Annotated in this window: 27 protein-coding genes; 11 read left to right on the top strand and 16 right to left on the bottom strand. The window is 70.2% G+C overall.

Annotated features, from left to right (window positions below; translation table 11 throughout):
* Window positions 1-122 precede the first annotated feature (122 nt).
* Window positions 123-671 (bottom strand): FHA domain-containing protein, encoded by a 549-nt coding sequence (locus OG741_RS30440; RefSeq protein ID WP_405603162.1) that lies wholly within the window; start codon window positions 669-671, stop codon window positions 123-125.
* 327 nt (window positions 672-998) lie between these two features.
* On the opposite strand from OG741_RS30440, the gene OG741_RS30435 reads away from it, so the two are divergent.
* Together OG741_RS30435 and OG741_RS30430 are read left to right on the top strand one after the other, a co-directional pair.
* Window positions 999-1,895, top strand: coding sequence for a GNAT family N-acetyltransferase (locus OG741_RS30435; RefSeq protein WP_405603161.1), 897 nt, complete (start codon window positions 999-1,001; stop codon window positions 1,893-1,895).
* A 57-nt stretch (window positions 1,896-1,952) separates the two neighbouring features.
* The gene (locus OG741_RS30430) at window positions 1,953-3,179 is read left to right on the top strand and encodes an MFS transporter (protein WP_405603159.1); all 1,227 of its coding nucleotides are present in this window, start codon (window positions 1,953-1,955) and stop codon (window positions 3,177-3,179) included.
* 48 nt (window positions 3,180-3,227) lie between these two features.
* On the opposite strand, the gene OG741_RS30425 is transcribed toward OG741_RS30430, so the two are convergent.
* Window positions 3,228-4,589, bottom strand: a complete 1,362-nt coding sequence (locus OG741_RS30425; RefSeq protein WP_405603157.1) for a GH1 family beta-glucosidase — start codon at window positions 4,587-4,589, stop codon at window positions 3,228-3,230.
* Between the two features lie 101 nt (window positions 4,590-4,690).
* Between OG741_RS30425 and treZ the strand changes: the two genes are divergently transcribed.
* Window positions 4,691-6,436, top strand: coding sequence for a malto-oligosyltrehalose trehalohydrolase (gene treZ / locus OG741_RS30420; protein WP_405603156.1), 1,746 nt, complete (start codon window positions 4,691-4,693; stop codon window positions 6,434-6,436).
* 186 nt (window positions 6,437-6,622) lie between these two features.
* On the opposite strand, the gene OG741_RS30415 is transcribed toward treZ, so the two are convergent.
* From OG741_RS30415 to OG741_RS30405, 3 genes are all read right to left on the bottom strand, one after another.
* On the bottom strand, window positions 6,623-7,744 hold the full coding sequence (locus OG741_RS30415; RefSeq protein WP_405603154.1) for an aminopeptidase P family protein: 1,122 nt from the start codon (window positions 7,742-7,744) through the stop codon (window positions 6,623-6,625).
* Window positions 7,745-7,781: 37 nt separating this feature from the next.
* Window positions 7,782-8,735, bottom strand: a complete 954-nt coding sequence (locus tag OG741_RS30410; RefSeq protein ID WP_405603153.1) for a hypothetical protein — start codon at window positions 8,733-8,735, stop codon at window positions 7,782-7,784.
* 216 nt (window positions 8,736-8,951) lie between these two features.
* Window positions 8,952-9,599 carry a nucleoside/nucleotide kinase family protein gene (locus OG741_RS30405; RefSeq protein ID WP_405603151.1) on the bottom strand — a complete coding sequence of 216 codons (648 nt, stop codon included), beginning with the start codon at window positions 9,597-9,599 and terminating at the stop codon, window positions 8,952-8,954.
* A gap of 58 nt (window positions 9,600-9,657) precedes the next feature.
* On the opposite strand from OG741_RS30405, the gene OG741_RS30400 reads away from it, so the two are divergent.
* Window positions 9,658-10,047, top strand: coding sequence for a VOC family protein (locus tag OG741_RS30400; RefSeq protein WP_405603150.1), 390 nt, complete (start codon window positions 9,658-9,660; stop codon window positions 10,045-10,047).
* A 292-nt stretch (window positions 10,048-10,339) separates the two neighbouring features.
* Window positions 10,340-11,587 carry an ABC transporter substrate-binding protein gene (locus tag OG741_RS30395; RefSeq protein WP_405603149.1) on the top strand — a complete coding sequence of 416 codons (1,248 nt, stop codon included), beginning with the start codon at window positions 10,340-10,342 and terminating at the stop codon, window positions 11,585-11,587.
* A 16-nt stretch (window positions 11,588-11,603) separates the two neighbouring features.
* On the opposite strand, the gene OG741_RS30390 is transcribed toward OG741_RS30395, so the two are convergent.
* From OG741_RS30390 to OG741_RS30355, 8 genes are all read right to left on the bottom strand, one after another.
* Window positions 11,604-12,356, bottom strand: a complete 753-nt coding sequence (locus OG741_RS30390; protein ID WP_405603148.1) for an ABC transporter ATP-binding protein — start codon at window positions 12,354-12,356, stop codon at window positions 11,604-11,606.
* A gap of 4 nt (window positions 12,357-12,360) precedes the next feature.
* On the bottom strand, window positions 12,361-13,239 hold the full coding sequence (locus OG741_RS30385; RefSeq protein ID WP_405603147.1) for an ABC transporter ATP-binding protein: 879 nt from the start codon (window positions 13,237-13,239) through the stop codon (window positions 12,361-12,363).
* Window positions 13,229-14,221 carry a branched-chain amino acid ABC transporter permease gene (locus tag OG741_RS30380; protein WP_405603146.1) on the bottom strand — a complete coding sequence of 331 codons (993 nt, stop codon included), beginning with the start codon at window positions 14,219-14,221 and terminating at the stop codon, window positions 13,229-13,231. Before OG741_RS30380 ends, OG741_RS30385 begins: the two co-directional genes overlap by 11 nt.
* A 13-nt stretch (window positions 14,222-14,234) precedes the next feature.
* A complete protein-coding gene (locus OG741_RS30375) occupies window positions 14,235-15,218 on the bottom strand; it encodes a branched-chain amino acid ABC transporter permease (RefSeq protein ID WP_405603145.1) in 984 nt (327 codons plus the stop codon).
* A 153-nt stretch (window positions 15,219-15,371) separates the two neighbouring features.
* Entirely contained in the window at window positions 15,372-15,779 is a 408-nt protein-coding gene (gene msrB / locus OG741_RS30370) for a peptide-methionine (R)-S-oxide reductase MsrB (protein ID WP_405603144.1), read from the bottom strand.
* A gap of 21 nt (window positions 15,780-15,800) precedes the next feature.
* Window positions 15,801-17,198 (bottom strand): UDP-N-acetylmuramate--L-alanine ligase, encoded by a 1,398-nt coding sequence (gene murC / locus OG741_RS30365; RefSeq protein ID WP_405603143.1) that lies wholly within the window; start codon window positions 17,196-17,198, stop codon window positions 15,801-15,803.
* Between the two features lie 44 nt (window positions 17,199-17,242).
* Complete coding sequence (locus tag OG741_RS30360) at window positions 17,243-17,713, bottom strand: indole-3-glycerol phosphate synthase (protein ID WP_405603141.1); 471 nt, start codon at window positions 17,711-17,713, stop codon at window positions 17,243-17,245.
* A 106-nt stretch (window positions 17,714-17,819) separates the two neighbouring features.
* Window positions 17,820-18,584, bottom strand: coding sequence for a pyrimidine reductase family protein (locus tag OG741_RS30355; protein WP_405603139.1), 765 nt, complete (start codon window positions 18,582-18,584; stop codon window positions 17,820-17,822).
* Between the two features lie 37 nt (window positions 18,585-18,621).
* Here OG741_RS30355 and zapE point away from each other — a divergent pair, with 37 nt between their 5' ends.
* The 3 genes from zapE (at window position 18,622) to OG741_RS30340 (ending at window position 21,362) form a co-directional block, all read left to right on the top strand.
* Window positions 18,622-19,692 carry a cell division protein ZapE gene (zapE, locus tag OG741_RS30350; protein ID WP_405603138.1) on the top strand — a complete coding sequence of 357 codons (1,071 nt, stop codon included), beginning with the start codon at window positions 18,622-18,624 and terminating at the stop codon, window positions 19,690-19,692.
* A gap of 35 nt (window positions 19,693-19,727) precedes the next feature.
* On the top strand, window positions 19,728-20,153 hold the full coding sequence (locus OG741_RS30345; RefSeq protein WP_266482248.1) for an OsmC family protein: 426 nt from the start codon (window positions 19,728-19,730) through the stop codon (window positions 20,151-20,153).
* Window positions 20,154-20,468: 315 nt separating this feature from the next.
* Window positions 20,469-21,362, top strand: coding sequence for a PPK2 family polyphosphate kinase (locus OG741_RS30340; RefSeq protein WP_405605847.1), 894 nt, complete (start codon window positions 20,469-20,471; stop codon window positions 21,360-21,362).
* Between the two features lie 80 nt (window positions 21,363-21,442).
* Here OG741_RS30340 and OG741_RS30335 read toward each other — a convergent pair whose 3' ends face one another.
* Window positions 21,443-21,856 carry an organic hydroperoxide resistance protein gene (locus tag OG741_RS30335; protein WP_266482246.1) on the bottom strand — a complete coding sequence of 138 codons (414 nt, stop codon included), beginning with the start codon at window positions 21,854-21,856 and terminating at the stop codon, window positions 21,443-21,445.
* Window positions 21,857-21,953: 97 nt separating this feature from the next.
* On the opposite strand from OG741_RS30335, the gene OG741_RS30330 reads away from it, so the two are divergent.
* Window positions 21,954-22,451, top strand: a complete 498-nt coding sequence (locus OG741_RS30330; protein ID WP_405603136.1) for a MarR family winged helix-turn-helix transcriptional regulator — start codon at window positions 21,954-21,956, stop codon at window positions 22,449-22,451.
* Window positions 22,452-22,517: 66 nt separating this feature from the next.
* Here OG741_RS30330 and OG741_RS30325 read toward each other — a convergent pair whose 3' ends face one another.
* Window positions 22,518-23,762 carry a S1 family peptidase gene (locus OG741_RS30325; RefSeq protein ID WP_405603135.1) on the bottom strand — a complete coding sequence of 415 codons (1,245 nt, stop codon included), beginning with the start codon at window positions 23,760-23,762 and terminating at the stop codon, window positions 22,518-22,520.
* 142 nt (window positions 23,763-23,904) lie between these two features.
* On the bottom strand, window positions 23,905-24,390 hold the full coding sequence (locus OG741_RS30320) for a cupin domain-containing protein (protein ID WP_405603134.1): 486 nt from the start codon (window positions 24,388-24,390) through the stop codon (window positions 23,905-23,907).
* A gap of 114 nt (window positions 24,391-24,504) precedes the next feature.
* On the opposite strand from OG741_RS30320, the gene OG741_RS30315 reads away from it, so the two are divergent.
* Both OG741_RS30315 and OG741_RS30310 read left to right on the top strand, forming a co-directional pair.
* Window positions 24,505-25,017 (top strand): MarR family winged helix-turn-helix transcriptional regulator, encoded by a 513-nt coding sequence (locus tag OG741_RS30315; protein WP_405603133.1) that lies wholly within the window; start codon window positions 24,505-24,507, stop codon window positions 25,015-25,017.
* A 127-nt stretch (window positions 25,018-25,144) separates the two neighbouring features.
* Window positions 25,145-25,975: a polysaccharide deacetylase family protein gene (locus tag OG741_RS30310; protein WP_405603132.1), complete on the top strand. Its 831-nt coding sequence runs from the start codon at window positions 25,145-25,147 to the stop codon at window positions 25,973-25,975.
* The last annotated feature ends 11 nt before the right edge of the window (window positions 25,976-25,986 follow it).

Below are 25,986 nucleotides of genomic sequence, written 5' to 3'. Positions count from 1 at the left end.
CGTCTCGTTCCCCTGTCACAGCCGCGCCCGCTCGCGCGCGTCTGTATCAGGCGAACACCGTGTCGTCCTGTGCGCAGTCCGCGTGCGCCCGTACGGGTGATGAAGACGTCTGCGGGTGACAATCAGCGTGCGGTGAGGCGGAAACTCATCCGGCCGAAGCCCACCATGTCCCCGTCGTGCACGACGACCGAGCCGGTCACCCGCCGTCCGTTCACCGTGGTGCCGTTGGTCGAGCCGAGGTCGCGCAGGATCCACAGGCTGCCCTGCCGGCTCAACTCGGCGTGCAGGCGCGAGACCGTGTCATGGCTCAGCCGCAGGCCGTTGCCCGGGTCACGGCCGATCCGCAGGGGGTACGGTCCCGGTTCGGGCAGCAGCAGCGGCGGCAGCTTCTCGGCCTGCCAGGCCCTGCGCAGCCGTACGGAGAAGGCGGAGACGCGGCCGACCGCGCTGTACAGCTGCCGTGACCAGCGGCTCTCGGTGTTGAGGTCGGCGGTGAGCGCCCGCAGTTCGTCGGGCCGGCGGGCGGCCAGGGCGAGTTCCATACGCCGGATGAAGGTGTCGTGCGACAGCTTGCCCTGCGCCGCGCCCTCTCTGAGCACACCGAGGACACGGTCGCGCTCGGCATCGGAGGGCCGAGCGGGATACGTGTGGAACTCGAAGGACGACGTCACATACGAGATTGTCGGGCCGAAGGGCTACAAGTGTCCAGAAGAACCGTCGTTCCCATCCGTGCCCGAGCGGCTGCTGACCTGCACGGAAGCACTTCCTCCGCCGCATCGGCCGCGTTTCTGGAGCGCAGTTGAAACAAAGGCCGCCGACACAAAAGCGCTGGACGGATCCCCGCGAGGCCCTCTAGCGTGATCGCGACGCCACGGACCGACGGAAGGAGGCGAGAGCAGTGCAGACCACAGGATTCCCGCGCTCCCGCCCCGTCCACCGCGCGTTCGCAGTCTGACCGGGAGCGCTCACCGCACCACTCTTCCCGGAGGACAACTCTCATGACCGATCTGGTCATTCGCGCGCTCAGCGAGAGCGACGCGCATCTCTTCGACACCCTGCCCGACCCTCTCGGTGTGGGCCGCGCACTGGCCCGGGCCACCCACCGGCCGGACTGGAAGCGGGTCGCGCTGCGCGACGGCAAGGTCGTCGCGCGGGCCGCCTGGTGGGGCGGACCCGACGACGAAACCCCCGTCAACATCAACTGGTTCGACGTCGCCGAGGGCGAGGAGGAAGCGGGCGCCGAACTGCTGCGGACCTCTCCGTTCCAGGTCGAGTACGAACTGATCCTGCCCGCCGGCTGGCGCGAGGACCCCGCGCTCCTGGCGGCCGGTGAGGCCAGGATCCGGGCCGCGGAGGCGGCCGGGATGAAGGTCCTGGTGGAGCGCTACCAGTACCGCTGGACGCCCGAGTGCGGGCTGCCGGAGCGGCCGGGACGGCTGGAGTTCCGGACGGAACCCGACGACGAGGTCATTCTCGACGTACTGCGCCGCGTCCACTCCGTGACGCTCGACGCGCACGCGCTGCGCGCCATCGCCGCATCGGGCGTGGACCGGGCGGCGCAGGAGGAACTGGACTTCTTCCACTGGTGCCCGTCGCCGCGCGAGTGGTGGCAGCTGGCGCACACGCCTCAGGGCGAGCTGATCGGTCTGCACATCCCGGCGCACAACCCGTCGGGGCCGTGCGTCGGCTTCATCGGGGTCGTGCCGGAGCAGCGCGGCCACGGCTACGCGTACGACCTGCTGGTGGAGTGCACGCACTTCCTGGCCGAGCGGGGCGCGGAGTTCATCGCGGGCGCCACCGATCAGGGCAACTTCCCCATGGCGGCGAACTTCGCGAAGGCCGGACATCCCGTCGTGCAGGAGCGCGTCCACTTCCTGCCCGGTTCCCCGCATTGATCGTGCTCGGGGGTGTCCGTAAGCTCCGGACACCCCCGAGCTGATGGCGAGCCGCCCATGACGACGCAAGAGCTGCACTCCGAGCCACGGGTCCGCGTGGGCGGCGGCTGGATATCGGCTCTCGTACTGGCCAACCTGGGCCTGTTCATGGCCTTTCTCACGCCGATACAGGTGCTGCTCGCCGAGCAGATCGACGAGCTGTCCCCGTCGGGCAAGGAGGCCGCGCTGGGCTGGGCCACGGGTGTCGGGGCGCTGGTCGCCGTCGTGGCCAATCCGCTGGCGGGCGCGCTCTCGGACCGTACGAGCGGGCGCTTCGGCCGACGCCGGCCATGGATCCTCGGAGGGGCGGTACTGGGCGCCGTGGGACTCGCCGTCACCGCCGCGCAGACGACCGTCGTCGGGGTCGCGCTCGGCTGGTGTCTGGCCCAGCTCGGTCTGAACGCCATGCTCGCCGGGACGAACGCCGTCGTGCCCGACCAGGTGCCGGTGCGTCAGCGGGCCGCGGTCTCCGGATTCCTCGGGATACCGATGACACTGGGTCTGGTGGTCGGCGCGCTTCTGGTCACCATGGTGGTGACGGGGACCGCCACGGGCTATCTGCTGCTGGCCGTGCTGACGGTGCTCTGCGCGCTGCCGTTCGTCCTGTTCATGCCGGACCCTCAGGTACCGGTGTCCGCACGCGAGCCGGTGCGGGTGAAGGACTTCTGGGTGAGTCCGCGGGCGTATCCGGACTTCGGCTGGGCCTGGCTCACCCGCTTCCTGGTCATGCTCGGCAATGCGCTGGGCACGCTCTTTCTGCTGTATTTCCTCAAGGACGCGGTGCACTACCCCGATCCGGACGAGGGTGTGCTGATCCTGACGCTGCTGTACACGGCGGGCGTGGTGGTGACGGCGGTGGTCGGCGGGGTGGTCTCGGACCGGCTGGGGCGGCGCAAGGCGCTGGTGGCGGCCGGTTCGGCGGTGATGGCGGCGGCCTCGCTGCTGCTGGCGCTGTGGCACACGTGGCCGATGGCGATGGGCGCGGCCGCACTGCTGGGGCTCGGCTTCGGGATGTACATCGCGGTCGACCAGGCGCTGATCACTCAGGTGCTGCCGCAGGCCGGCGACCGTGCCAAGGATCTGGGTGTCATCAATATCGCCAACTCGGCCCCGCAGGTTCTCGGCCCGGCGCTGGCCGCACCGGTCGTGACGTACGCGGGCGGGTACGCCGGGCTGTATCTGTCCGCGGCCGTGGTGACGGCCCTCGGTGGCGTGCTGGTGTGGAAGATCCGCTCGGTGCCGTGAAGTTCGATGCCGGGAAGTTCGATGCCGTGAGGTTCAGTGCCGTGAGGTTCAGTGGCCCGACTTCTGGGCGGCGATGGCGTCCCGGTACCAGGCGTACGAGGCCTTCGGCGTGCGCTCCAGCGTCTCGTAGTCGATGTGGACGAGACCGAAGCGCTGCGCCGCGCCCTCGACCCACTCGATGTTGTCGGTGAGCGACCAGGTGAAGTAGCCGCGTACGTCGACCCCCGCCTCGATCGCCTGGTGCAGCGAGCGCAGATGGCCGTCGAGGAAGTCGATACGGCGGCGGTCGTCGAGCCCGTCGTACGAGCAGCCGTTCTCGGTTATGTACACCGGCGGCAGCCGGTCGCCGTACCGGTCCTTCAGCAGGACGAGTTGCTCGCGCAGCCCGTCGGGCACGACCGCCCAGCCGAAGTCGGTGCGCTGCTCGCTCTCGATCTCCCGCACCCCGAAAGGCAGTTCGGCGGGCAGGCCGACGCCGGCGAAGTCGCCGAGTGCGTCGTTCGACGGCGCGCCGACGAGCATCGGCTGGTAGTAGTTCACGCCGTACCAGTCGAGCGGGGAGGAGATGACCTCCAGGTCCTCGGCAACCGGTCCCGGCATCAGGGCGGCGAAGTTCTCGTCCGGGTAGCGGCCGGTCAGAATCGGGTCGGCGAACATCCAGTTGGTGATCGTGTCGTACAGCTCGGCGCCGAACCGGTCCTCCTCGCTCGTCCCGGCGGCCCGCACGGGTGAGTGGGAGACGGCTGTCCCGATGTTCGCGGCGCCCGCGGCGCGCAGGGCCTGGACGGCGAGGCCGTGGGCGAGCAGCTGATGGTGGGCGGCGGGCAGCGCGTCGAAGAGCAGCTGCCTGCCGGGCGCGTGCTCGCCCAGTGCGTAGCCCAGCAGCGTGACCTCGGCCGGTTCGTTGATGGTGATCCACATCGGTACGCGGTCGGCGAGCCGCCCGGCGACGGCCGAGGCGTACTCGGCGAAGCGCGCCGCCGTGTCCCGGTTCAGCCAGCCGCCCGCCTCGTCCAGCGGGAGCGGGGTGTCCCAGTGGTAGAGGGTCGGCGCCGGCGTGATGCCGTGGGCGCACAGCTCGTCGACGAGCCGGTCGTAGAAGTCGAGCCCGGCGGTGTTGACCGGGCCGCTGCCGCCGGGGACGACACGCGGCCAGCTGACGGAGAAACGGAAGGCGTCCGCGCCGAGGCCGGCGAGCAGAGCGACGTCCTCGCGGTAGCGAGCGTGGAAGCCGGTGGCGCGCGAGGCGTCGGCTCCGTCCTTGATACGGCCCTGGGCGGCGAAGGCGTCCCAGCCGGACGGCCCCTTACCGTCGGTGTCGGCGGCTCCCTCGGTCTGGAAGGCGGAGGCGGACGCTCCCCAGAGGAAGCCGGGCGGGAAGGCGGGCAGCGGCGGCAGCGGCGTCGACATGGCCGTGACCTTAATGGCCCCAAGGACACCGCTTCTAGACCCCGATCTTGCCAGGATGGAACCGGCATCGACGACGCGCATCGACGATTGAGGGGACGCCAGTGCTGTTCGAGGTGTGGGCACCGCAGGCCGAGGACCGGGTCTCGCTGTGGCTGGAGGGCGCCGAGCGCCCCATGGAGCGCGCCGAGGGGCGACCGGGCTGGTGGATGACGGAGGCGGACGCGGGCGACGGCGCGCGGTACGGCTTCGCGCTGGACGGCGGGCAGGTGCTGCCCGATCCGCGCTCGCGCCGCCAGCCGGACGGACCCGACGGGACCAGCGCGATCGTCGACCAGGACGCGTACGAGTGGCGGCATGCGTGGGCGGGGCGGGGGCTCGGCGGTGCGGTGCTGTACGAACTCCACATCGGCACGTACACCCGCGAGGGCACGCTGGACGCGGCTGCCGAACACCTCGGGGAACTGGCCGAGTTGGGGATCACCCATGTCGAGCTGATGCCGCTGTGCCCCTTCCCGGGGGTGCACGGCTGGGGGTACGAGGGCGTGTCGCCGTGGGCGGTCCACGAGCCGTACGGCGGGCCCGAGGCGCTCAAACGCCTTGTCGACACGGCGCACGGTCAGGGCCTCGGGGTGGTCCTGGACGTGGTCCACAACCACCTCGGCCCGTCCGGAAACCATCTGCCCGCCTTCGGCCCGTACTTCACCGACACCCACCACACGCCCTGGGGCGCCGCCGTCAACCTCGACGCCCCGGGCTCCGACGAGGTGCGCGCGTATCTGCTGGGCAGCGCGCTGGCTTGGCTGCGCGACCACCGACTCGACGGGCTGCGCCTCGACGCGGTGCACGCCCTCGCCGACACCCGCGCGCTCACGTTCCTGGAGGAGCTGTCCGCGGCCGTCGACGCACTCTCCGGCGACCTCGGACGGCCCCTGTTCCTCATCGCCGAGTCGGACCTCGGCGACCCGCGGACGACGACGCCGCGCGAGGCGGGCGGTCTCGGCCTGCACGCGCAGTGGAACGACGACCACCACCACGCCCTGCACACCACGCTGACCGGCGAATCCCAGGGCTATTACGCCGACTTCGCGGCAGCACCGCTCGCGGCCGTCGCCAAGACCCTCACGCACGCCTTCTTCCACGACGGAACGTATTCGAGCTTCCGCGGGCGTACGCACGGCCGCCCGCTCGATGTGACCATCACCCCCGCGCACCGCTTCCTCGGCTACGCCCAGACCCACGACCAGATCGGCAACCGGGCACAGGGCGACCGCCTCTCCGCCACCCTCTCCCCCGGGCTGCTGGCCTGCGCGGCCGCGCTGGTGCTCACCGGGCCCTTCGTCCCCATGCTGTTCATGGGCGAGGAGTGGGGCGCCCGTACGCCCTGGCAGTTCTTCACCGACCACACCGACCCGGAGCTGGCTGAGGCGGTACGCAGCGGCCGGCGGCGGGAGTTCGCGGCACACGGCTGGGCGGCGGACCAGATCCCCGACCCGCAGGACCCCGCGACCCGGGCCCGCTCCTGCCTGGACCGCACCGAACGCTCCCGCGAGCCGCACGCCCGTCTGCTGGCCTGGCACCGCGAACTGATCGCCCTGCGCCACACCCAGCCCGACCTGACCGATCCCGACCTGGAGGCGGTGAAGGTGGCGTACGACGAATCGGCACGCTGGCTGGCCTACCGCCGGGGCGACACGCTGGTGGCGATCAACCTCGCGAAGGAGGCGACGGGGATTCCGCTGGGGGCGGGGGCGCGGGTGCTGGCGTCCTGGGACCCGGTCGAACCGCCGGGGGCGGACGGGGTGTTGCGTCTCCCGCCGGAGTCGTGCGTGGTCCTGGCGGAGGGCTGAGTGTTCCGGGGGCGCTGCCCCCGGACCCCCGCGCCTCAAACGCCGGCGGGGCTGGATGTGCGGCTGGGCCGCACATCCAGCCCCGCCGGCGTTTGAGGACATGCGGCCGAAGGTCGCATACGGGTCCGGGCGGAGCCCGGTTCGGGAAGGGGCGGGGTGGGGAACAGGCCCGCCGCAGGCGCCCCCCTACTCCACGATCGCCATCTCGCGCGACGTCACATTGAGCCGCCGCCCACCCTCCCCGGTAACCGTCACGATGTCCTCGATCCGCACCCCGAACCGCCCCGGCAGATAAATCCCCGGCTCCACCGAGAAGCACATCCCCGGGACCAGCTCTCGCTCCTCCCCCTCGATCATGTACGGCGGCTCGTGCGTCGTGACGCCGATCCCGTGGCCCGTGCGGTGGATGAACAGGTCCCCGTAGCCCGCCTCGTCGATGATTTCGCGGGCCGCCCGGTCGATCTCCTGGCAGGCCACTCCCGGCTTCACCGCGTCGACCCCGGCCCGCTGGGCCTCCTGCACCACGTCGTGGATGTGCTGCTCGGCGGGGGACGGCTCGCCGACGTGGACCGTACGGGAGGTGTCCGAGCCGTAGCCGTGCTTGAGGCCGCCGAAGTCGAGGACGACCATGTCGCCCTGCTCGATGGTCCGTGTCCCCGCCTCGTGGTGGGGATTCGCGCCGTTCGGGCCGGAGCCGACAACCGTGAAGTCCACCTGGGAGTGGCCGAAATGCTTGAGCAGCGCGGCGAGATCGGCCGCGACGTCCAGCTCGCTGCGCCCCGAGAAGCGGACCTTCAGGATCTCCTCGTACGTCGCGTCCGCCGCCGCGCCCGCGGCCGCCAGCCGTTCCAGCTCGTGCGCGTCCTTCACCGCCCGCAGCATGGGCAGCGCCTCGGTCAGCGATACGTACGAGGTCTCCGGCAGCGTGTTCTGCAGGCCGAGCAGATGCATCGCCCAGGCGTTGTCGCTGACGCCGAACCGCCCGGCCGCGTCGAGGAGCGGCGCGGTGACGGCGTAGGGGTCCTTGCCGTCGGTCCAGTCCCGCAGGGTGAGCGCGGGCGCGCCCGGGGCCTCCGCGGCGTCCGGGGCCTCCAGGGTCGGGACGACGAGGACGGGGTCCTGGCCGGCCGCGAGGACGAGGAGGGTGAGCCGTTCGGTTTCCGCGGGCCGGTAGCCGGTGAGGTGGACCAGGTCGGGGCCGGGGGCGACGAGGAGACCCGCGAGCCCGGCGTCGGCGGCGGACTCGGCGGCGCGGGCCATCCTGGCTCGGTAGTCGTCGGCGGTGAAGGGCGCGGGTGTGGTCGGCATGGGGCCATCCTGCCCGCCGGACATGGGGCCCGCGAGTTCATTCCTCGCCCTTGGCCACCAGCCGTTCCAGCAACTCCTGGAATTCCTCGCCGACCACGATCCGCAGTCCCTCGCCGTCCTCGTCACGGTCGCTGAGCTGGGTGAGCGTGCCCTCGCGCCACCAGTAGACGTAGGGGCTGATGGCGCCGGGGGTGTCGGCGTAGCCGGAGGCCGCGAAGGAGGCCATGGCGTTGAGCGCGGGGATCATGCCGGTGTCGTGGATGGCGTGGAAGGCCAGCTGGTGCCGGAAGGGCATGGCGACCAGCGCGCCGTCGGCGGACAGCTGCTCCCCGGTGACCTGCCGTACGACGCTGTCCAGCGCCAGGACCCGGCTCGCGGTGTAGAAGGAGTCGCCGAGGACCACCTCGAAGCGCATGCCGTCGGCGTCCTCGACGGTCTCGTGGCCTTCGACGGGCAGTCCCCGGAGGTTGTACAGCGCCTGCTCCCGCAGGTACTGGAGGTCGCCGAGGGGTTCCAGGGCCTCGTCGGTGAGCATCATGACGCTCTCGGGGAGGTCGAGCGCGATGATCTCGTACAGGCCGGGGGCGAGGGGGCGGGCGTAGCCGAAGTTCTCCGGGTTGAAGCCGTCGCGGCCGACGACTCGGGGGTAGAGCTGCGCGCGGATCTGCTCGGTCGGCAGGGTGTCGAGCGCGGAGGGTGCGTCCATGGTGCGCAGGACCATCCCCACGTGCTGGCGGACCAGTTCGGGCCAGGCACGGGACCCGCGATCATCGTTGTGGCAGACGGCGGCGAGATTGGCGAGCCCGAACTGGCGGCCCGAACTGTCGGACACCACGTCCGCGTAGACGGTCACCTCCAGGCCGTGTTCGGCGAAGGCTTCGCGCATCTGGGCGCGGAAGCGGGTGCCCTCATCGGCCGAGAAGAAGGAGAACTCGGGGTCCCGGGGTGCATCGCGTCGGTCGCGCTTCGGCCCTCGCCGGAACAGCCCCACGTCAACCCGCCTTCCGTCGGCATGCCAGAACCCCGAGCGTACAGACCGCGACCTGCACGACCAGAGCCTGCTCCGCATATGCTCGGCCAACCCCTCGGCGGTGCCCAGCAGCACGTTCGTGTGCAACAACTCGGTCCGGTGGACGAGCCGGGGCTCGGTGCGGAGCTGTACGGGGACGGGAGGCGGCCAGGGCGCCGCACGCCGCCGTCGCGGCGGCTACGGCGACTGAGTGACCACGAAGTCGGCGCGGTTGCGGCCGCGGGCGACCAGCCGGGCGTTGGGCTCGTCGGAGTCGTGGACCCATCGCTCGGCGAACGCCCGCTGCTTGCCGAACCGCACATGCCGGTCGACCAGCCGGCTGACGCGGACGGCGTCGTCGAGCTCCAGGTACCAGACCTCGTCGATGAGGGGGCGGACCTGCGCCCAGGGGCCCTCGTCGTGGAGCAGGTAGTTGCCCTCGGTGACGACGAGGGGGACGTCGGGCGCGACCGCGATGCTTCCGGCCACCGGCTCCTCCAGGGCGCGGTCGAAGGCGGGGGCGTAGACCGTGACGCCCGGGACGGGTGCGCGCAGCCGCGCGAGCAGGGCGGCGTACCCGGCGGCGTCGAAGGTGTCGGGCGCACCCTTGCGGCCGGCCCGGCCGAGGCGTTCGAGCTCCGCCTGCGCGAAGTGGAAGCCGTCCATGGGGACGAGGACGGCGAGGCCGCCGAGGACGTCGACGATGTGGGCGGCGAGGGTCGACTTGCCGGCACCCGGGGCTCCGGCGATGCCCAGGACGACGCGGCGGCCGGAGACGGCGAGGGCGCGGGCGCGGTACAGGACGTGCGGTGGGTACTGCGGGGGCGGGGGCGGCGGCGCGTGCATGGCGGGCATTCTTCCATTGCGTTGAACCCGTCACCGTCATACGTATAACCTTTGGCTCATGTCGCACATCGCCCTGGTCACCCTCGTCGTCCGTGACTACGACGAGGCCATCGCCTTCTACACCGACACGCTCGGCTTCGAACTGGTCGAGGACACCGACCGCGGGGACGGCAGCCGCTGGGTCGTGGTCCGCCCGCGCGGCTCGGGGCACGGCACCGCGCTGCTGCTTGCCCGCGCCGGCGACGAGGCCCAGGGCGCGAGCGTGGGCGCCCAGACCGGCGGCCGCGTCGGCTTCTTCCTGCACACCGCGGACTTCGCGGCCGACCACGCCAGGATGACCGCGGCGGGCGTCCGCTTCCTGGAGGAGCCGCGGCACGAGCCGTACGGATCGGTCGCGGTCTTCGAGGACCTGTACGGCAACCGCTGGGACCTGCTGCAGCCCAGGTAACCTTCGGCCGCACGACAGACCGCACGTGCGACGGCGCGTACGGCCGGCAACTCGTAGGCACTCAGCCGCAGTTGAGCCGCCCCCGGTGAGCGACCGGCGGCGCCGGCGCCCAGGCTGGGCCGTCACGCCGACGTGAGGCCGAGCGGGCCCGAACGTTGACGATTCATCGTTCTCGACCTCACCTCCCGCCTCGACTGCCCCAATTGCGCCTGATCGTTCTACTCTTTTTACAGAAGGCAGGCGGAAGGCAACCTGTCGACCTGCCGCCGGCCTCCACCAAGAGGAGGCGGACATGAGAACGTCGATACGACGGTCCACGATCTTCACCAGCGCGGCCGTGCTGCTTCTGGCGGCCTGCGGCACGAGCGGCAACGCTGAATCGTCGGACGACGACGGCGAGCTCAAGCTCGGTTACGTTCTCCCGGAGACTGGGCAGCTGGCCTTTCTGGGCCCACCCATGATCCAGTCGACGAACTTCGCGATCAAGACCATCAACGACGCGGGTGGTGTGCTCGGCAAGCCGATTCCGAAAGTGGTCGGTGGTGACGAGGCGGGTCAGGAGGCCGTGGCGGCACAGTCGGCGGACCGCGAGCTGAACGCTGGTGTCGATGCGATCATCGGTGCCGCGGCTTCCGGGATGTCGCTGGCGATCATCGACCGGGTCACCGGTGAAGGTGTCGTCCAGTGCTCCGGGTCCAATACCGCACCCACGTTCACCGACTACGACGACGGCGGGTTCTACTTCCGTACCGCGCCGAGTGACGCCCTCCAGGGGCCGATCCTGGCGAAGACCATCCAGGGCGACGGCCACAAGCGGGTGGCCCTGATCGCGCGTGCCGACGACTACGGAAAGGGGCTGCTGGACTCCACCAAGAAGGCGCTGGAGGACGGCGGCGCCACCGTGACGCTCGCCGAGACGTACGACCCGAAGGCCACCAACTACGACCAGATCGTCCAGAAGGTCAAGAACTCGAAGCCGGATGCCGCCGTGGTGATCGCCTTCGAGGAGGGCACGCAGATCCTCCAGGGCATGATCGAGGCAGGAGTCGGGCCCCAGCAGATCGGTGTGTACGGAACCGACGGGCTGCGGAGTGAGGAGCTGCCCAAGCTCGTCGCCCCGGCCAATCCCGCCGCGCTTGCCGGGATGAAGGGGACGGCTCCGGCATCGGCGGCCAATCCGGCGTACGTGAAGGCGCTGAAGGCGTTCGCGCCGAGTCTGAAGGTGCTGCAGTTCGCACCGCAGACATTTGACTGCGTGACGACCATCGCGCTCGCCGCGGAGCAGGCCAAGTCGGACGACCCGGGCAAGATCGCCGACGAGATGGACGCGGTCACCAAGGACGGCGAGAAGTGCAACACCTTCGCCGCCTGCAAGAAGCTGATCGCCGACGGCAAGGACATCGACTACGACGGCGTGAGCGGTCCGCTCGACTTCACCGACGCCGGTGAGCCCGGCCAGGCGACGATCGAGGTGTACACGTACAACGCGAAGGGCCAGCTGCAGACCGTGAGCACACAGGTGAGCAAGGGTCAGGAGTGAGGGAGGAAACCGGAGTTCAGCGGACGCGGGCGAGGGTGCCGAGGTACAACTCGATCACCTTCGGGTCGTGCAGCAGACCCATACCGGTGCCGGTGTGGGCGTTGCGGCCCTGGTCGAGGACGTAGCCGCGGTCGCAGATCTGCAGGCACCTGCGGGCGTTCTGCTCGACCATGAGCACGGCGACGCCCGCGCCGTTGATCTCCTTCACCCGCTCGAACACCTGGTCCTGGAAGATCGGGGACAGTCCTGCCGACGGCTCGTCGAGCAGCAGCACCTGCGGCTCCATCATCAGTGCCCGGGCCATGGCGAGCATCTGCCGCTCGCCGCCGGACATCGATCCGGCCTTCTGTTTCCGGCGGGTGCCCAGCAGGGGGAAGATTTCCTCCACCGCCGCGGTCCGCCGTACGAATGCCTTGGGCCGCAGATAGATGCCCATCCGCAGGTTCTCCTCGACGGTCAGCGCCGGGAAGACGTTCTGCAGCTGCGGCACGTACCCCACGCCCTGGCGGACCAGCTCGTGCGCGGGGCGGTTGGTGACGTTCTCGTCGTGCAGGCGCACGGTTCCGCCGCGCACGCGCAGCAGGCCGAAGACCGCCTTGATCAGTGTCGACTTTCCGGCGCCGTTGGGGCCGATCACTCCGACCAGCTCGCCGGTCCGCACCTCGACGCTGCAGCCGCGCAGCACATCGACGCCCGGCACATATCCGGCGACGACCGCGTCGGCCACCAGCACGGGCTCGTCCACGGGCCCGTTTCCGTATCCGGCCATGGGCTCACTCCTCCTCGCCGGTCGCTTCGGGTTCGTCGTGCCGCTTGCCGAGGTAGGCGTCCACGACGGCGCGGTTCCGGCCGATCGTGTACGGCGGTCCCTCGGCCACGAGGCGGCCGCCCGCCATGACGGCCACCCAGTCGCTGATGCCCATCACCACATCCATGTCGTGCTCGACGAAGCACACGGTCATCCCCTCGTCGCGCAGCGCGGTGATGTGCCCGAGCAGGGACTGGGTCAGCGCGGGGTTCACCCCGGCCATCGGCTCGTCCAGCAGGATCATGACGGGTTGGACCATCAGCGCGCGGGCCAGTTCGAGCAGTTTGCGCTGGCCGCCGGAGAGGGTGCCCGCGTACTCGTCACGCAGTTTGGTGAGCCGGAAGCGGTTGAGCAGCTCGTCGGCGCGGACCACGATCTCCCGCTCCTGCCCGCGCCACAGCGGCCGCAGCAGCGCCGGCAACACCCGCTCGCCGCGCTGCCCGGTCGCCGCGAGCAGCATGTTCTCCAGCACGGTGAGCCGGGCGGGGGTCCGGGTGAGCTGGAACGTACGGACCAGTCCGCGCTGGGCGATCCGGTACGGCGGGCGCCCGCTGAGCGGCTGCCCGTCGAACGACCACTCCCCGCCGTCGGCCCGGTCGAACCCGCTCACCACGTTGAACAGCGTCGTCTTGCCGGCGCCGTTGGGCCCGATGAGGGCCGTGATGGTCCCGCGCTGCACCTCCAGGTGATCGACCTGTACGGCGACGAGGCCGCCGAAGGTGCGGGTCACACCGTCCAGAACGAGCAGCGGGTCGGGCTTGCGCACGCCGGGCACGGGCTCGAGTCCCGCCCCGGACCTGGGCCCCGGCTCGGGCGCGGACGAGGGTTGCGTATCACCGGCCACTGAGCAGCATCTCCTTCCGGCTGCCGAGGATCCCCTGCGGTCTGAACGCCATGAGCAGAATCAGGGCGAGCCCGACCAGGGCGAAGCGGACGGCGCCGATCTCCGACGTACTGATCACGTCGGACGAGATGTAGCCGGCGTCGATCGCCTGCCGCAGTGCGCTGTCGATGAAGGAGAGCACGAACCAGAAGAGGATCGAGCCGACGACGGGGCCGAGCATCGTCCCGGCGCCGCCCAGCACGAGCAGGGTGTAGAGGAAGAAGGTGACGGCCGGATCGAAGCTGTCCGCGCTCACCGACTGCACCTGGATGGCCTGCAGCATTCCGGCGACCCCGCCGAGCACACCGCCCAGCACAAGGCTCGTCATCTTGTACGCGTACACGTTCTTGCCGAGGCTGCGTCCGGCGGTCTCGTCGTCGCGGATGGACCGGATGACACGGCCCCACGGGCTGTGGATGAGCAGGGCGAGCAGCACCCCGAAGATCACCACCAGGGACCAGGCGATGATCATCACCCACAGGTCACGGGCGCTGAACTCGACCGTCCAGAAGCCGTATGTGCCCCGTGGGATGGGGTTGAGGTCGTAGAAGTCATTGGCGAACCGCTGCAGTCCGAACACTCCGCCGGTGGTCGGCTCGGCCCAGCTGGACCGGTAGAACAGCCGCAGCGTCTCCCCCGCGGCAATTGTGGTGATCGCGAGATAGTCGGCGCGCAGCCGCAGGGTGGGCAGGCCGAGCAGCAGGGCCAGCACGACCGCTGAGGCAAGTCCCACCAGGATGCCGAGCCACATCGAGCCGCCCCAGGTCGCGACGGTGATCGCCAGCCCGTATCCGCCGACGAGCATGAAGCCGACCTGGCCGAAGTTCAGCAGCCCGGTGTAGCCGAAGTGCAGGTTCAGGCCCATCGCGGCAATCACGTAGATGGCGGCGATGGGGCCGATGCCCGACCGGATGGCGTCAGAGAGGATCGTGTCGAACTCCATGGCACACCGCCCCTCAACCGATCCGTTCCCGGTGGCCGAGGATGCCCTGCGGCCGGATGAGCAGAACGATGATGAGCGTGAGCAGCGCCCACGCGTACTGCAGGTCGACCGGGAACCACAGCGTGGACACCTGGGCGACGATGCCGATCACGAGGCTGCCCACCATCGCGCCGTAGGCGGAGCCGAGACCGCCGAGGATGACTCCGGCGAACATGAGCAGCAGCAGCTTGAAGCCCATGTCCCAGGTGACGATCTCGACCAGTCCGAAGAACACCCCGCCGAGGGCGGCGAGCGCACCGCCGAGCATCCAGACCACCGAGACAACCCGCTTCACATCGATGCCCGAGGCTTCGGCGAGGTCGCGGTTTTCGGAGACGGCGCGGATGGCTGTGCCGATCCGGGTCTTCTGGAGCAGCGCGGCGACACCGAGCAGGGTCGCCACCGAGAGCAGGGTGACGGTGAGATCCCGTGGAGTGATGCCCACCGGGCCGAGGTCGTACGCCTTCTGGATGTCGTACTGGGCGAAGGAGCCTGGCCGGGTTCCGTACAGCACGAGCACGATGTGCCGCAGCAGCAGCGACAGGCCGATCGTGACGATGAACATGTTGATCAGACCCGTGCCGCGGGCCCGCAACGGCCGCCAGAGGCCGCGGTCGATGCCCAGGCCCAGCAGGGCGCCGAAGGCCACGGAGACGATCGCGGCGGGAATCAGATGCCAGCCGGGACCGGCCGGCGAGACATTCAGGAAGAACGCGAATGTGGCGCCGATCGTCACGAGCTCGCCGTGCGCGAAGTTGATCAGGTGGATGGTCCCGAAGATCAGGGAGAGGCCCACCGCGCAGATCGCGATGATGACGCCGAACTGAATCCCGTCGAGGAGCGCCTGCAGGGCACGGGCACCGAAGCCCGGGCCATGCGGTACCTCCTCCTCACCCTGCGCCGCCGCGGTGGCCGCGGGCAGCATCACAATCAGCAGGGCGAGTGCCGGTGTCAACACACGCTTATGGCGCACGGTACGTCCGGTCTGTGCTTAAGGATCTGAGAACTTCCGGTCTGTGACAACCACGCTCTGTTACCCAGTGTTAGCACAGGAAATTTGCAGGCGCACGTCGGGCGGGGCCGGGGCGCGGACGCCGACGGCCCCGCGCCGTCAGCCCTCGTCCGGCGTCAGCCGCAGCGAAATGCTGTTGATGCAGTACCGCTGATCGGTGGGGGTCGCGTACCCCTCCCCCTCGAAAACGTGGCCAAGGTGCGAGCCGCACCGCGCGCACCGGACCTCCGTGCGGCGCATCCCGTGCGAGCGGTCCTCGATCAGCTCGACGGCGTCCGTGTCCTTCGGGTCGTAGAAGGACGGCCAGCCGCAGTGCGACTCGAACTTCGTGTCGGAGCGGAAGAGTTCGGCGCCGCACGCCCGGCAGGAGTAGACGCCCTCCGTCTTGGTGTCGGTGTACTCACCGACGAACGCGGGCTCGGTGCCGGCCTGGCGCAGGACCTTGTACTCGGCGGGGGACAGCTCCGCGCGCCACTGCTCGTCCGGCTTTTCGACGTCGTACGACATGTAACTCGGCTCCCTCAGGTTCTACCGACCGGTCAGGCGGGCCAGGATGTCGGGACCGAGGTCCGTGACGTCGCCCGCGCCCATCGTGAGAACCAGATCACCGGGCTTCGCCATTCCCGCGACGACGTCGGGGACGCTCGCCTTGTCGTGGACCGGGGTGACGTCCGCGCCCGCCGCCCGGGCCGCGTCGATGATCAGGGCGCTGGTGATGCCCGGGATCGGGTCCTCGCGGGCCGGGTAGATGTCCAGGACCACGGACGCGTCGGCCAGGGCGAGGGCCTGGCCCATCTCGGTGCCCAGTTCCTGGGTGCGGGAGAAGAGGTGGGGCTGGAAGACCACCAGCAGCCGTGCGGCCGCGGCGGCGCCACGCATCGCTTCGAGGTCGGCGGTCATCTCGGTCGGGTGGTGGGCGTAGGAGTCGATGACCTGGACGCCCGCGGCCTCGCCCTTGAGCTGGAGGCGGCGCTTGACGCCGGTGTACTTGCCGATCGCCGACGCCAGGTTGTGCGCCGGGATGCCGAGCGCGACTCCGGCGGCGAGCGCGGCCACGGCGTTGTGCGCGTAGTGGCGGCCGGGGACCGAGACTGTGAAGGTCAGGAAGCGGCCGTCCAGCAGGACCGTGACCTCGCTGGTGAGACCGCGCGGGGTGACCTTGTGGACGCGCACGTCGGCGGAGGGGGACTCGCCGTAGGTGACGACCTTGAGCGTCGACAGGTCGCGGACGCGGGAGGTGAGCTCGACGGCGCCGGGCTGGTCCGCGGAGATCACCAGGGTGCCGCCCGGGACGACCTTGCCGACGAAGGTCTCGAAGGAGTCGTAGATCTCGTCCATCGAGGCGTAGTTGGCGTGGTGGTCGAGTTCCACGTTGAGGACGATCGCGACCTCGGGGTCGTACTTCTGGAAGCTGCGGTCACTCTCGTCGGCCTCGGCGACGAAGATGTCGCCCTCGCCGTGGCGGGCGTTCGTCCCCGGTCCCGCGAGGTCGCCGCCGATCGCGTACGAGGGGTCGAGGCCCAGCTCGGTCAGGGCCACGGCCAGCATGGAGGTGGTGGTCGTCTTGCCGTGCGTGCCCGCGACGGCGATCGAGCGCAGGCCGGTCATCAGCGAGGCGAGCGCGTCGGAGCGGTGCACGACCGGGACGGACAGCTCGGCGGCGCGCGCCAGCTCCGGGTTGTCCGCGCGGATGGCGCTGGAGACGACGACACAACTGGCGTCGGACGCGAGGTGCTCGGCGGCGTGCCCGATGTGGACGGTGGCGCCGAGCTCGCGCAGGGACTGGGCGGTCGCCGTTTCCTTCGCGTCGCTGCCCGCGACCTTCGCACCGCGCTGGGCGAGGATCTTGGCGATGCCCGACATCCCGGCGCCACCGATGCCGATGAAGTGCGGGCGTTCCATGGCGCTAGGGATGGCGGGTGCCATGTGCGTGTCTCCCCAAGATGTACGAGTACGTGCGAGGGTCCAGCCTATTCGCTGTGCGCGAAGAGCTTGAGCACCGGTACTCCGACCTTGTGGCGGGCCCTGGAGGCCCAGTCGCGGTGGAAGAACTCCTCCACGTAGTGGGGTTCGGTCAGCACGATCACCTCGTCCGCGCCGGACTGGTCGACCACGGACGTCAGCTTGTCCAGCGGATGCTTCTCGACGACCTCGCCCACGGCCTCACTGCCCGCTGCCCGCAGGGCCGCCAGCGAGTGCTCCAGGGCCAGCCGGGCAGGTGCCTCGGCGTCCTTGCCCTCGGGCTCGTCGCCCTCGCGGACGGCTTCCTTCAGTTCGCCGAGTGCGACATCGTCGATGGCCCGCAGCAGGACATCGGCCTGATCACCGCGGGGCTGCATCAGCACGATGAAGGACACGCGCTCGTCCCCGTGCAGGCTCGTGACGAATTCCACGTCTTCCGACGTCAGGGGCTTCTCGATCATCAATACGCTTGTGAACACGTCAGGAGCCCTTCTGCGGAAACCATCCTTCCCCGTGCCCGCACGGGGTCTGCGAGAGTAACTGTGCCCGGCGGAAGCTAACCGGAATGGCAAGTTCCGCCCCTTGTCAGATGCGACGGTAGCGGGTGAAAAGGAACCCCGCCTCCTCCAGCACCGACGCCAGGGCGAACCGCTCCGGAACGGCCAGCGCCGGTCCGCCCGCGATGCGCTGCGCGTCCCCCGCCGTCAGCGTCGGCGACAGGGTCAGACACAGCTCGTCCAGCACTCCGGCCGCCACGAACTGACCGAGCAGCCGCGGGCCGCCCTCGGTCAGCAGCCGTGTCAGGCCGCGCTCCGCCAGTGCCCGTACCGCCCTGGCCGGCTCCACGCCGGACCCGTCCCCGGCGATCACCACCTCCGCGCCCGCCTTCTCCGCCTCACGCATACGGTCCGGGGGCGCCGCGGACCCCGTCAGCACCAGCGTCGGCACGAGCGGCTCGGCGAACAGCGGGAGCGAGAAGTCCAGGCCGAGCGAGGCGCTGACCACGGCGATCGCGGGTGCTGGACCCTGACCGGCGGCCGCCCGCCGGGCCGCGAAGGCCTCCCGGGCGCGAGCCGGCCGGTAGCCCTCGAGCCGTACCGTTTCGGCGCCGACCACCACCGCGTCGGCAACCCCCCGCAGCGTGCCGAAGATCCGCATGTCCGTGTCGGAGGAGATCGCCTGCGAGCGGCCTTCGTGCTGGGCCGCCCCGTCCAGCGAGCTGACCATGTTCGCCCGCAGCCAGGGGCCGTCCGCGCCGTCCGGGTACGCATAGGCGTCGGCCAGCTCGTCCAGGGACCACTCGTGGTCCTCGGTGGCTGTCGGGTCGGTCACAGGGAGCAGGCGTCGCATACCGTGCAGTCTTCCACGGCCCTTACAGTTAGGAACTGTGTCGACCAGTGCCATAACCGAAGCGGCCCCCCTGTCCCTCTGTGCCCGCGAGCCGCATGTCCCCGCCGACCGGCTGGTCGCCGAGATGGTGCCGCCGCCGCGCTTCGACTCGGTGCGCTTCGACACGTACGTCCCGGACCCGAACCAGCCCAGCCAGCGCGAGGCCGTCACGGTCCTCAGCTCCTTCGCCGCGGGCCTGGGCGGCGCGCACGCGAGCGGCTCCGGCCGGCGCAGGTGGTTCGCCAGGAAGCCCGAGGCTCCCGCCGCCCCGCGCGGTGTGTACCTCGACGGCGGTTACGGCGTCGGCAAGACGCATCTGCTGGCGTCCCTGTGGCACGCCACCCCCGCGGAAGCCTCCCTCAAGGCCTTCGGCACCTTCGTGGAGCTGACGAATCTGGTCGGCGCCCTCGGCTTCCAGCAGACCGTGCGCACCCTGAGCGGGCACCGGCTCCTCTGCATCGACGAGTTCGAGCTCGACGACCCGGGCGACACCGTCCTCGTGTCGACGCTTCTCGGAAAGCTGGTCGACGCGGGCGTTGCCCTGGCCGCCACCTCCAACACGCTGCCCGGCAAGCTCGGCGAGGGCCGGTTCGCCGCCGCCGACTTCCTGCGAGAGATCCAGGGTCTGTCGGCGCACTTCCGCCCCTTGCGGATCGACGGCGAGGACTACCGCCACCGCGGTCTGCCCGAGGCTCCTCCCCCGTACTCCGAGGAACAGGTCAACAAGGCCGCCTACGCCACCGAAGGCGCGTCCCTCGACGGCTTCCCGCAGCTGCTGGAACATCTCGCGAAGGTGCACCCCAGCCGGTACGGGGCGCTCACCGACGGTCTGCGCGCCGTCTGTCTCACCGATGTGCAGCCCATTGCCGACCAGTCGACGGCGCTGCGTCTGGTGGTACTCGCCGACCGGCTGTACGACCGCGAGGTACCGGTCCTCGCCTCCGGGATGCCCTTCGACCGGCTGTTCAGCGAAGAAATGCTGAACGGGGGCTACCGCAAGAAGTACTTCCGGGCGATCTCCCGCCTGACCGCCCTGGCCAGGGACGCGAAGGGGCTTGTGGCGCAGTAGGTTTGGGGCCGTCACCCCGACCGAAGGGAACCATCATGGCCGCTACGCGTACCGCCCACACCATCTGGGAGGGCGACCTCCTCAAAGGCTCGGGCGAGGTCACCCTCGACTCCTCCGGCAACGGCACCTTCGCCGTCTCGTGGCCGGCCCGCACCGAGCAGCCCGGCGGCAAGACCAGCCCGGAGGAACTGATCGCGGCCGCCCACTCCAGCTGCTACTCGATGGCGTTCTCCAACATCCTGGCCAAGGCCGGCCACGCGCCGACCCGCCTGGAGACCAAGGCCGACGTCACCTTCGTGCCCGGCGAGGGCATTACCGGCAGCCACATCACCGTCCGCGGTGAGGTCCCGGGCCTGGACAAGGACCGCTTTCTCGAGCTGGCCGAGGACGCCAAGAAGAACTGCCCCGTGAGCCAGGCGCTCGCCGGCACGACGATCACCCTGACCGCCGAACTCGCCTGACGCCTGATCCCCGCTCGGCCCAGCCACACCACGAGGCACCGTGACCCGCACGGTCAGGTGTGTCACGCATCTGAGTGATACACGCGTGCGGGTCACATCTCCTGTCGTCCGACAGGGAGTTGCACCACCACGATCGACGCCCCGGCGGGCACACACGGGCAGCGGGTTCACCGGCGCCGCGGCGACCGCCTCCACGCCGGACCTGCTCGTCCACCACACCACGCTCGCGGCAGCCGGTGTTCCGTCGGAGGATCGAGGGAACACCGGAGCCGGAAGGGGTGCACTGTGGCCACGAAGGACGAGCAGGAGCCGGCCATGGAGCCGCAGGACCACACGGGGAAGGACGGCACGAAGCAGGAGGAGCCTCCGGCACCGCTCCGTGAGCTGCTGCGCGTCCCCGGCGGCGAGCACGTCGACCTGTCCGCGTACGAGCCCGACGCCACCCCGGTCGGCCCCCAGGACAAAGCCGCCGGCCTGGCCGCGACCGCCCGGATGGCTGAACGTCTCGCCAGTCTCCAGGACCGGCTGTACGCGTCGAGCACGGCGGGCGACCGCCGTCGCATCCTGCTCGTGCTCCAGGGCATGGACACCAGCGGCAAGGGAGGCACGGTCAGGCACGTCGCCGGCCTCTTCAACCCGTCCGGCTGCCGGATCAAGGCCTTCAAGGCGCCGACCCCGGAGGACAAGTACCATCCGTTCCTCTGGCGGATCATCAACGCCCTGCCGCAGCCGGGCGAGATCGGGATCTTCGACCGCTCGCACTACGAGGACGTACTGATCGCCCGGGTCCGTGAACTGGTGCCGCGCAAGCAGCTCGGCCCCCGCTATGCCGAGATCAACCGCTTCGAGGAGGGCCTGGTCAAGGAGGGGGTCACGATGGTGAAGGTGTTCTTGCACATCAGTTACGAGCAGCAGCGCCGCCGTCTGCTGGCGCGCCTCGACAACCCCGACAAGCACTGGAAGTTCGACCCGGGCGACATCGAGGAGCGCGCCGTGTGGCCCGAATACCAGAAGGCGTACGCGATCGCTCTGGAGCGTTGCTCGACGGAGGCGGCGCCCTGGTATCTCGTACCGTCCGACCGCAAGTGGTACCGGAACTGGGCGGTCAGCAAGCTGCTTCTCGAACATCTCGAGGCGCTGGATCCCCAGTACCCGCCGGCCGACTTCGACGTCGACGAGTGCCGCAAACGGCTGGTGGAGATGCCTTAAGGTCCTGTCCGCCGGACACTCCTGAGCCCCGTCGCCGAATCGTGGCGACGGGGCTCAGTGCACTGAGGGGCTCCGGGTGACTACTCGATGACGAGCTCGACCGGCAGATTGCCGCGGGTCGCCTTGGAGTACGGGCAGTAGGCGTGGGTCTTTTCCAGCAGGTCACGGCCCGCCTCGCCCTGGAGGTGGTCGGGCAGCTCGACGCGCATGATCACGGAGAGGCCGAAGCCGCCGTCGGTGTCCTTGCCGATGCTGACCTCGGCGGTCACCGAGGCGTCCTTGACGTCGATCTTCTCCTGGCGGCCTATGGCCCCCATGGCGCTGGCGAAGCAGGCGGCGTACCCGGCGGCGAAGAGCTGCTCGGGGTTGGTGCCCTGTCCGTTGCCGCCCAGGGCCTGGGGGAAGGCCAGCGGCAGGTCGATGTGGCCGTCGGAGCTGACAGCGCGGCCATCACGGCCATTGGCGGTGGCGACAGCGGTGTAGAGCGCGTCCATGAGTTGCATCCCTCTTCGTCCGTGGGGAACCGATGGCGTAACTACAGCACACAATTCAGTTGTGCACAACTCAGTGATGCGCAGGTATGCTGTCTCCATGGAGAAGAAGACGCTGACGACCGTGCCGGACGAGGACTTCCTGCGCCTGGAACACCAGATCTGCTTCTCGCTGCACGCCGCGTCGCGCGCCTTCAACGGTGTCTACCGGGACGCGCTCAAGGATCTGAACCTCACCTATCCGCAGTACCTGGTGATGCTGGTCCTCTGGGAGCACGGCGAGCTGCCGGTGAAGCGGATCGGCGAGTATCTGCGTCTCGACTCGGGCACCCTGTCGCCGCTGCTCAAGCGACTGGAGGCGGCGGGTTACGTGGAGCGGCGGCGCAGCCCCGAGGACGAGCGCTCCGTGACCGCACGCCCCACCGCCGCGGGCGCGGGGCTCCGCGAGCAGGCGCTGGGCGTACCGCGCAGGATCGCCGCGGCCACGGGCCTGTCCCTGGAGCGGATCCGGCAGCTGCGCACCGATCTCGAAGCCCTGACCGCGAGTCTGGACGGCGGCGGCCCGGACCCTTCCGCCTGCGCGAGCGCCGACGACTGAGGCAGCAGGCACAAAGGCCCTGGGCATCCTTGGATGCCCAGGGCCCCTGTGTCTATCCGTAGAGGATCAGCCGTTCTGGCCCGCGCCGTCGTCGGCCGCGCCGCCGCCGTTCTCCTCGGCGCCGCCACCCTGGCCGTCACCCTGGCCGTCGTCCTGGCCGTCGTCCTGACCGCCACCGCCGCCGCCGTCGCCGATCTGCGCGCCCACCGCGGCCAGCGCCGTCGTCACCGGCTGGAAGAAGGTCTCGCCGCCCTGGGTGCAGTCTCCGCTGCCGCCCGAGGTGAGGCCGATCGCGCTCCCGTCCTTGGTGAACATCGCACCGCCGCTGTCACCCGGCTCCGCGCACACATCGGTCTGGATGAGCCCGCTGACGGTGCCCTCCGGGTAGTTGACCGTGGCGTTGAGCCCGGTGACCGCGCCGTCCTTGAGGCCGGTGGTGCTGCCCATACGGAACACCTGCTGGCCGACCGCGGCCTCGGCCGCCTGCGTGATCGGCAGCGTCTGCCCATTGCCCAGGTCGACCGCGCTCGCGGCCTGGGTCGCCGGGTCGTCGTACTTCACCAGCGCGAAGTCGCCGTCGCCCGGGAAGGTCGCCTCCTGGACCGTGCCGATGGGCTGACCATTCGCGGCCTCCGACCACTGCTCTGCCGCGACACCGCAGTGGCCTGCGGTAAGGAAGCCCGGGCTGCCGTCCTGGGTGGTCACATTGAAGCCGAGCGAACAGCGGGAGCCGCCACCGAAGATGGCGTCGCCGCCCTCCAGGAACGGTTTGAACTCACCCGTGGACTTCTGGATCCGGGCCACACCGTCACCGAGGGACTTCACTGCCGTCTCGAGTCTGTCCCAGCGCTCGCCGGAGACCGTACGGTCCGCAGTGACGAGGATCTGGTTGGTCTTCGGGTCGACGGCCCACGCGGTTCCCGGGATGGTGGCCTTCGCGGCCAGCGTGCTCGCGGCTGACTTCAGTTCGCCCGTGCTGTTCTCGACACTTCGCGCCACGGCGCCGGCCTTGTTGACCTCGAGGGCGACGTTGTTGTCATCGCCGACGACATTGACGACGAGCTGCTGCTTCTCGGCGTCGTAGTAGGCCCCGCCGTAGGCGGCCTCACCGAGCTTCTTGCCCAGCTGCGAGACGAGTTCGGCCGCCGATGCGGCGCTCATCGTCCTGGGGGCCGAACCGGCCCCCGACTGTGTGTCGGATCCGGACTGGGAAGCGTTCGCTTGGGGCAGCAGGATGGCCGCTGCGGCGATGCCCACCGCCCCGGCTCCCGCGAGAACGGCCTTCCGTTTGGGTATTCGCCTGTGACTCAACTCGTCGCCTCCTGATGGGGGTACGGAGTCCGGTTGCCGACGGAAACCGGGGGGACGCGTCCGCCCCTAGATACGGACGTGACGGGAGTTGTACTCACCCACAGCGCGAAAAAGGTCTTCTGACGGACCGTAAGGCAAAGCTCTACGCGGGCAGTTGGCTGCCGCAACGGCTGCAGTAGCGTGCACCGATCTCCGTGGCAGGGCGGTCGCAGCCAGGGCAGACCCGGTCGAGCAGACATGCCGCCTCGCCCCCTTCCGCCTGCGCGGCGCTGCGGATGGCGAGGCCCGGACGACGGCGGTGCGCCGTGACGTAGACCAGTCCGTCCTCGTCGGCGAAGAGCGCGCGTCGGGTGCCGCGCGGAAGCCACGCCACGCACCCGCTCTCCAGTGGCTGACGGCTGCCGTCGGCCTCCAGCAGGCCGCTGCCGCCCAGCACGCAGAGCAACACATCGAGATCCGGGTCGACATGCCCGGTGACCCGGGTGCCGGGCAGCATGCGGATGACATTCGCGTCCAGCTGCCGCCCTTCGGCGGAGAGCCGCCACAAGGCGCCGCCGCGGTCGGCGGGTTCCTCGTGCAGCAGCTCGGCTATCCGGGCGAGCACGCCCACCGCAGGGGCCATAGACATGTCATTCCTCCTGAGCACGGTGTCCCTCCGGGTCCGGCATTCTTGCACAGTGCAAAGGACTCGGTCGGGTGAACGGGGTGCGGGGGCCGGCATCCGCGCAGGATAGAAAGGGGCATGGCAGAGCAGAGGCGCGCCGTCGGCGCCATGGACGACGTGGAGGCGGTGACCCGCGCCGTACTGACCGCGTCCCGGCTGCTGGTCGCGGTGTCCGCGCGCTCCCTGACCTCCGTCGAGGACCGGGTGACGCTCCCCCAGTTCCGGCTGCTGGTCGTGCTGTCCACGCACGGTGCCGCCAAGCTCGTCGTGCTCGCGGAGCGGCTCGCGGTCAGCCCGTCGACGGCGATGCGCATGGTGGACCGGCTGATCGCCGTCGGCCTGGTGGACCGGCGGACCAATCAGGACGACCGGCGCGAGACCGTACTGCGGCTGACGCCGCAGGGCGTACGGATCGTCGAGGACGTCATGGCCAGGCGCCACAAGGAGATCGCGTCGATCGTGGAGCGGCTGGCACCCGGGCAGCGCGCCGCGCTGATCGCCGCGCTGACCGCGTTCACGGAGGCGGGCGGGGAGCCGGAGCTCCCGGTGCGCCCCGGCGGACTGCACCCGCTGGGCTGGACGGGAGCCTGAGCCGCAGCCCTGAGTCGGGGCCTGGGCCCGCGCCCTGACGGAACCTGACCCTGACGCACGTACGCCGCGCACTCCGATAGTCATACTGTTCGGATATTTTCCGTCAGTGATCACTTTTGTACGAAGAATGACGACCGCTGTCGTGATGGGCACCGTGCTCGTCGGCTGCTCCGGCGGCAACGGCGGCGGTCCGGCGAAGCCCGCCCCCGCCGCGCCCAAGCACGGTGAGCCGCTCACGGACACGGTGCGGAGGGCGTCGACCGTGGCACCCGGGCCCGGCGGACTGACGCCCGTCTTCGAGCGCGCGGCCGAGCCGGCCACGAGGGTCGAGAAGACGGTCGCGCTGACCTTCGACGCCGACATGACCGCCGGCCAGGGGCCCCGGGCCGCGCGTGGCGAACACTTCGACAACCCCGCCCTCATCGCCTCGCTGCGGAAACTGAACGTCTCCTCGACCATCTTCATGACGGGCCGCTGGGCCGATCAGTACCCGGACCAGGCGAAGGCGATCGGCAACGATCCGCTCTTCGAGATCGCCAACCACTCCTACAGCCACTACGCCTTCGCGTCCCCCTGCTACGGCCTGCCGGTGGTGGCGAAGACCGCAATGCGAGCCGATGTGGACCGGGCCTTCGCCGCGTTCCGGAAGGCCGGGGTGCGCAATGTGGTGCCGTACTTCCGCTTCCCCGGCGGCTGCTACAACGACGAGGCCCTGCGCGCCATCGCCCCCACGAAAGTAACCGCGGTCCAGTGGGACGTCGTCAGCGGCGACGCCTTCGCGACGGATGCCGACGCGGTCGCCGAGCAGGTGCTGGCGGGGGTCCGGCCGGGGTCGCTGGTGGTCATGCACTGCACGCGCAGCGCGGCGCCGGTCACGGAGCAGGCGGTCAGGAGGATCGTGCCCGAACTGCGCAGGCGGGGCTACCGCCTGGTGAAGGTCTCGGATCTGATGCGGTGATCGCCCGTGGT

The sequence above is a fragment of the Streptomyces sp. NBC_01410 genome (assembly GCF_045040195.1).
Taxonomy (GTDB): domain Bacteria; phylum Actinomycetota; class Actinomycetes; order Streptomycetales; family Streptomycetaceae; genus Streptomyces.
This window is presented reverse-complemented; position numbering and strand designations above follow the sequence as displayed.